At 59.4% G+C, this 5,209-nt stretch carries 5 protein-coding genes; all 5 read right to left on the bottom strand.

Annotated elements, in window-relative coordinates:
* Positions 1 to 38 precede the first annotated feature (38 nt).
* On the bottom strand, positions 39 to 530 hold the full coding sequence (gene hcp / locus FQK12_RS03365; protein ID WP_014839086.1) for a type VI secretion system effector Hcp: 492 nt from the start codon (positions 528 to 530) through the stop codon (positions 39 to 41).
* 4 nt (positions 531 to 534) lie between these two features.
* Positions 535 to 2,247, bottom strand: a complete 1,713-nt coding sequence (locus tag FQK12_RS03360; RefSeq protein ID WP_014229669.1) for an OmpA family protein — start codon at positions 2,245 to 2,247, stop codon at positions 535 to 537.
* Positions 2,244 to 2,933, bottom strand: a complete 690-nt coding sequence (gene tssL / locus FQK12_RS03355; protein ID WP_014229670.1) for a type VI secretion system protein TssL, short form — start codon at positions 2,931 to 2,933, stop codon at positions 2,244 to 2,246. Before tssL ends, FQK12_RS03360 begins: the two co-directional genes overlap by 4 nt.
* Positions 2,930 to 4,270, bottom strand: coding sequence for a type VI secretion system baseplate subunit TssK (gene tssK / locus FQK12_RS03350; RefSeq protein WP_014229671.1), 1,341 nt, complete (start codon positions 4,268 to 4,270; stop codon positions 2,930 to 2,932). The genes tssL and tssK overlap by 4 nt, the downstream gene beginning before the upstream one ends.
* A 20-nt stretch (positions 4,271 to 4,290) precedes the next feature.
* The coding region (tssC, locus tag FQK12_RS03345) for a type VI secretion system contractile sheath large subunit (RefSeq protein ID WP_146295655.1) at positions 4,291 to 5,209 on the bottom strand (919 nt) is incomplete at its 5' end.

Here is a 5,209-nt window from a genome sequence, read left to right as displayed (position 1 = left end):
GTAGCCAACGCACCTGCGGCGCGAAGTATGACGGGCAATTACGCGGTGGCGCGTTCGTTCCAGCTATCGGAATGAATGATGTTGCCGTCTTTGTAGGTCCAGGTGATTTTTTCGTAACGCAGTTCTACGCGCTCAAGATGGTTGTGCTTCTCTTTAGAAGGATCCTTGATGTCGTACATTTCAGGGCTCACTTTCACCACCTTCACGTTTTCGAGTTTGGTGTTGAAGTACTCCACTTCCTGGCCCGCGTCGTTGATCTTGTACCACTTGAATTCCGCAGACTTGAGGGTCTGACCGGTGGTCACCGCCTTGTACAGATACGGGCTGGACGAGTCGATTTCCTTGGTGAACAGGAACGGCGTGTGGATACGGGTGCCGGTCAGTTTGCCGGTGTTGTTATCGGTCGGGATGTACAGGTTATGCTCCTGAGCGACAACTTCGATGCTGCCCTCGCGATCCTGAACGTCCACAGATCCTTTAATGTCCGCACCGCCGTCGTCTTTCAGCCAAAGATAAACAGGAATTGCCATGGAATTACTCTCCATTGTGTTGTGATGCGCCATCATCCTGCGATGACGCCGGGTATTTGCCGGGTATCTGACAGGCATTGGCCTGCGGTACCAGACTGATTTCGACACGGCGGTTGAGCGTACGGCCCTCCGGGGTGTCGTTGGTTGCGACAGGACGGCTTTCGCCATAGCCCTGCACCGCAAAACAGCTTTCCGGCACGTCGCCGGTGTCACGCATCCAGTCACGCACCGCTTCGGCACGTTTCTGAGAAAGCGTCTGGTTCAGTTGCGGATTGCCGGTGTTATCGGTATGCCCGGACACGACAATCAGCCAGCCCGGTCTGGCCTTAACGCCCACCAGTGAATTGATCAGCATTTTGGTGGAGCCTGGCTTGAGGTTGTACTTGCCCGAGTCGAACAGCGACATGCTGTCGAGGCGGATAATTTTCGCTACCGGTTTGGGTTTCGGCTGTGGTTCAGGCGGCAGTGGCGGCGGCACATACGAGCGGATCGCTTCCAGCACCGGCATGCGCAGACGCCCGCCCTGATACAAACCCAGGCTCAGCCGGGCCGGTACACCGTTACGTGCATGGTCGTCCAGCAATGCCGCATCCTCGCGCAGGGCCGCAACGGCGTCGGCTTTCGGGCCGTAGTCATCCATAGAGATGCGGTCGTAACGGGTAATATCGAAGCTCACGCGTTGCAGCTGCTGGCGATTGTTCCAGCCACTGCTGAGCAGCGCAGCGATAGTCGCCAGCGTGAAGATCCCGAGCGCACAGCGGAAGGCTTTGTCATGCGGCGTCAGGCCTCGCCCTTCCGGCAGCAATGGCAGGACAAAATCCGGCAACGGGGAAATAACCGTACTGTCCGTTCCCACCGGCTGCCAGCCGGTCACCTGTTGCATCGCGGTATGATGGGACAACCACGCCGTCCAGGCCGATGTGGCCAGGCTTCCGGCAAGGATTGGTCTCATGCCCCACACCACTGCGGCAGGGGCAATGACCGGCACATCGGGGTTCTCATCCATAAAAACAGCCTGGACGTGCTGATGGAACCAGCTCATCAGGCTGTTCATCAACACCTGCTGCTGCATCGCAGGCGTTCCGCCGGCGGTGACCCATGCAGCGACAGAGCCCGGAACTGAAGATTCACGCCAGACCCTCACCCCTTCACCCGGGAGAGCCATCTGCCAGAACAGGTCATTCGTCATCGCGCTGCCGACCTGACCATTCAGAATCAGTGGCACAGAATGACCCGTTTCTTTACGCAGCTGGCTGATGCGCCAGCGCAGGGTCATCAGACGACTGGTCAGGGCTTCGCTGTCCGGGTGTTGCTGCGGACAGACACAAACCATTACCGACAGCTGACGCCCCCAGTCCGGGCGCAGCCACAGTATCTGGCGGGCTACCTGCTCCAGGTCCTGATGATCCTCCACGCGGATCCAGCATCCCTGCGGGACGATGAGTACCGGTGATTGATGCGGCCAGGCCAGCGGCAGATCGCCGCAGACCAGCACCACGGGCTGACGGTAAGTGGCTTCCGGTAGGTTATCCAGTTGCAGGGTGACGTCATGCCGCGCGCGGCGACTGGCGACATACCAGCACGCCATGATAAGCCCCAGAACGGTAAGCAGAACGAGTACTGACACCAGTCGGGTGACCGACAGAAAACCCAGGCAGACCACGGTACTTAGCAAGGCGCCCCACAGCGCAAGTCCGCGCTGTTGCGCAGGGCTCATTTCACCGCTCCCGGCAACAGGGTCTGCAGCATCTGATCCAGCCAGCGATCCAGTCCCCACCAGAGTGCGGCAACCACCACCACGCTCAGGCCAATACGTACGGGCCATGATGCCAGCCAGCCGCCCATTTCCCGTCCGGCGCGGCTTTCCACCAGGACTGGATGGGTTTGTGGATAGCTGAACGGCGTGACATATTCATCAAGTGCATTAATGAGTTTCTGGCGTTCAGGGTCGTTCAGAGAGCGGAAATTGCCGAGGAAACCCAGCATCATGACTCGCTGGAAGCAGGTCACAACAGCGTGGTCAGGAGCCGGTTCACGCAGCACATCACGCATCCGATCGCACAGCGTGTCACCCGCGTCCATAGTGCCAAGGAAGAGCCCCTGCAGGGGAATGTCATACCACTGCACGCAGGCATCGTCCTCCACACCTCGACCTTTGACCGCCTCATCGAGCAACGCACACTGTGCCGTGAGAATATGCTGACAGCTGGCTTCATCAAGTTCGCTCGCTTTCAGCTCACGCTGGACTCGTTCGACATCAGCAATGCAGCGTTCCCAAAGCGTGCGCCCTTCCCCGTCCTGGAATATCGGACCGTGACGCAGGCAGATCACCTGCAGCCAGGTATCCTGAAGCAGGGCATCTATATCAATGGACGCGGCGCCGCCGCGTTTACGCTCACTCATGTTCTCAGTACCGCAAAGAATTCAAGTTCAGGCTCGCCGAGCATTCCCGGAACGTAAAACATACATGTGCCGCTCTGGAGCATTTCGGTGGTCAGGGGGTGAGAGACATCAAGGCTGAAGTACTGGTTTTCCAGACGCAGTGGAATGGCTGCCGGTACATGACGCAGTGGCGCGAGAGGTACGCCCACCCGCGATGAGTTGACGATACTTCTGACATGATCGGGACTGCCGATCTTGCACTGACGCGGGAACTGCTCCTGCAGCTGTGCCGCCGACATCCGCGAACGCACGGACAGGTAGTAATCCGCCCCTTCACGCAGACGCGGGTCATGCAGACGGGCCTGCCAGAAGTGCAGCCGGGCATCGTGCTCAAGTTCAATCGCCACCACCCGCGACGGCAGGCTGGCTTCCAGCAGGTCACCCAGTAAATCAAACAGCGGCGGGAAAACGTTATTCAGTTGCTCATGCTGCCAGACCGGGATCGCACTCACCTGGTGCTCCAGCGAGAAGGTCAGCAGGCTGCCCGCCAGACGGGCCAGCTCCGGATACAGACGCTCCGGTGGGTTTTGCGGATGGCGCTGAAACTGTCCGAGCACGGGCTCAGCGCTGTTCAGAGCATTGAGCAACCAGAACAGGGACACATCGGCCACGGCAAAATCCGCCATCCGTTCGTTGCTTTCCCTGCGCATATCCATCAGGCGGCTCAGGCGGGTACGCAACTGGGTCATCAGTTGCTCCAGTTGGGTCATCAGCCAGCGGCTACCCTGGATGGCCAGGAGCGGGGGAAGAAACGTCTCATCAAGTTGCCACGCCCTCTGCGAATCCTGCTGCAGGCGGGCGATCGGACAGGTCAGGTAATCGCTGTTATTCTGATGGGCGAAACGCAGCGTCAGCTCCGGGCGCATCACCGCAATCTGGCGGGTATCTTCCCCAAAGGCGTTGCGGACATCCCGCCAGCGCTGCCGATAGCGAACAGGACGCTCAGCCACCTCATCGGGTTTCAGGCAGTTGCCGCCGTTCGCCCGCAGCAGCGGAAGGGCCAGTACCACCACCACGTGCTGTGATTCATTCTCAAGCGCCAGTACCGGTGGCAAATCGTCAGCGTTATCCGTATCGATTAATGTCCCGTCGGGGAAACGGATATGCAGATGACGGGCCTGCAGGCGGCCCAGTTTCAGTGCATCCGATTCGAATGTGGCATCGATCATCCCCCAGGGATGAGAAAGCCCGAGTCGGGCGATACATTCCGCAGACCAGGCTGAATACGCGGCCTGCTGCTGGAAGTGCTGGGGAGAGACCATAACGCCCCTGCCCCATAACGGTTGTTCCGTTTTCATTGGCTTTCTGCCTTAGCTTATTATTTCGCCTTTGGCATCTGAGAAACCAGAGACAGGTTCACGTCCATCCCTTCCACCTGGAAGTGCGGCACCGCGTACAGCTTCACCCGGAAGAAGCCCGGATTGTCCTCGATATCTTCCACCACCACCTTCGCGTCGCGCAGCGGATGCGAGGCCTGCAGCTCGTCGCCCGGGTCGGTCATCTCCGTCACCAGACCGCGCACCCAGGTGTTGAGCTCCAGCTCCAGCAGGCGGCGATCCTTGGTGGTGCCGATGTTTTCACGCTGAACGAGCTTCAGGTAGTGCGCAATGCGCGACAGCAGGAAGATATACGGCAGGCGCGCGTTGATGCGGCTGTTGGCGGTGGCGTCGGCGGTGTCGTACAGCGCCGGCTTCTGGGCGGAGTTGGCCGAGAAGAAGCAGGCGTAGTCGCGGTTTTTGTAGTACGACAGCGGGATAAAGCCGAGGCTGGCGAACTCAAACTCGCGGGTTTCCGGGATCATCACCTCCGACGGGATCTTCACCTGGTTGCCGGTGCCCAGATCGTAGAGGTGGATCGGCAGATCTTTCACCGCACCGCCCGCCTGCGGGCCACGGATCTGCACGCACCAGCCGTTATTAATAAAGCTTTTCACCATGTTGGACGCGAAGGAGAACGAGGCGCTGGTCCACAGGTATTTCTCATGGTCCGGGCCTTTCACCTGCTCGACGTAGTTGAAGCTGCGCACCGGCACGGTGTCCGGTCCATACGGCAGGCGGCCCAGCACGCGCGGCATCACCAGGCCGATATAGCGCGCGTCGTCGGTGTCGCGAAAGGATTTCCATTTGATGTACTCGGCGCGGTCGAAGTAGTTGCCGATATCCTTGATGGCGGCAACCTCTTCCATGGACTCTTTCAGAAAGAAGGCCGGGCCGACGGCGCCAATAAACGGCATATGG

It is taken from the genome of Klebsiella sp. ME-303, from assembly GCF_007910085.1.
GTDB classification, from domain to species: domain Bacteria; phylum Pseudomonadota; class Gammaproteobacteria; order Enterobacterales; family Enterobacteriaceae; genus Klebsiella; species Klebsiella michiganensis.
This window is presented reverse-complemented; position numbering and strand designations above follow the sequence as displayed.

Bases quoted from the DNA above. Each gene is read 5' to 3' on its own strand.
- hcp (WP_014839086.1), bottom strand. From the start codon at position 530: ATGGCAATTCCTGTTTATCTTTGGCTGAAAGACGACGGCGGTGCGGAC.
- FQK12_RS03360 (WP_014229669.1), bottom strand. From the start codon at position 2,247: ATGAGCCCTGCGCAACAGCGCGGACTTGCGCTGTGGGGCGCCTTGCTA.
- tssL (WP_014229670.1), bottom strand. From the start codon at position 2,933: ATGAGTGAGCGTAAACGCGGCGGCGCCGCGTCCATTGATATAGATGCC.
- tssK (WP_014229671.1), bottom strand. From the start codon at position 4,270: ATGAAAACGGAACAACCGTTATGGGGCAGGGGCGTTATGGTCTCTCCC.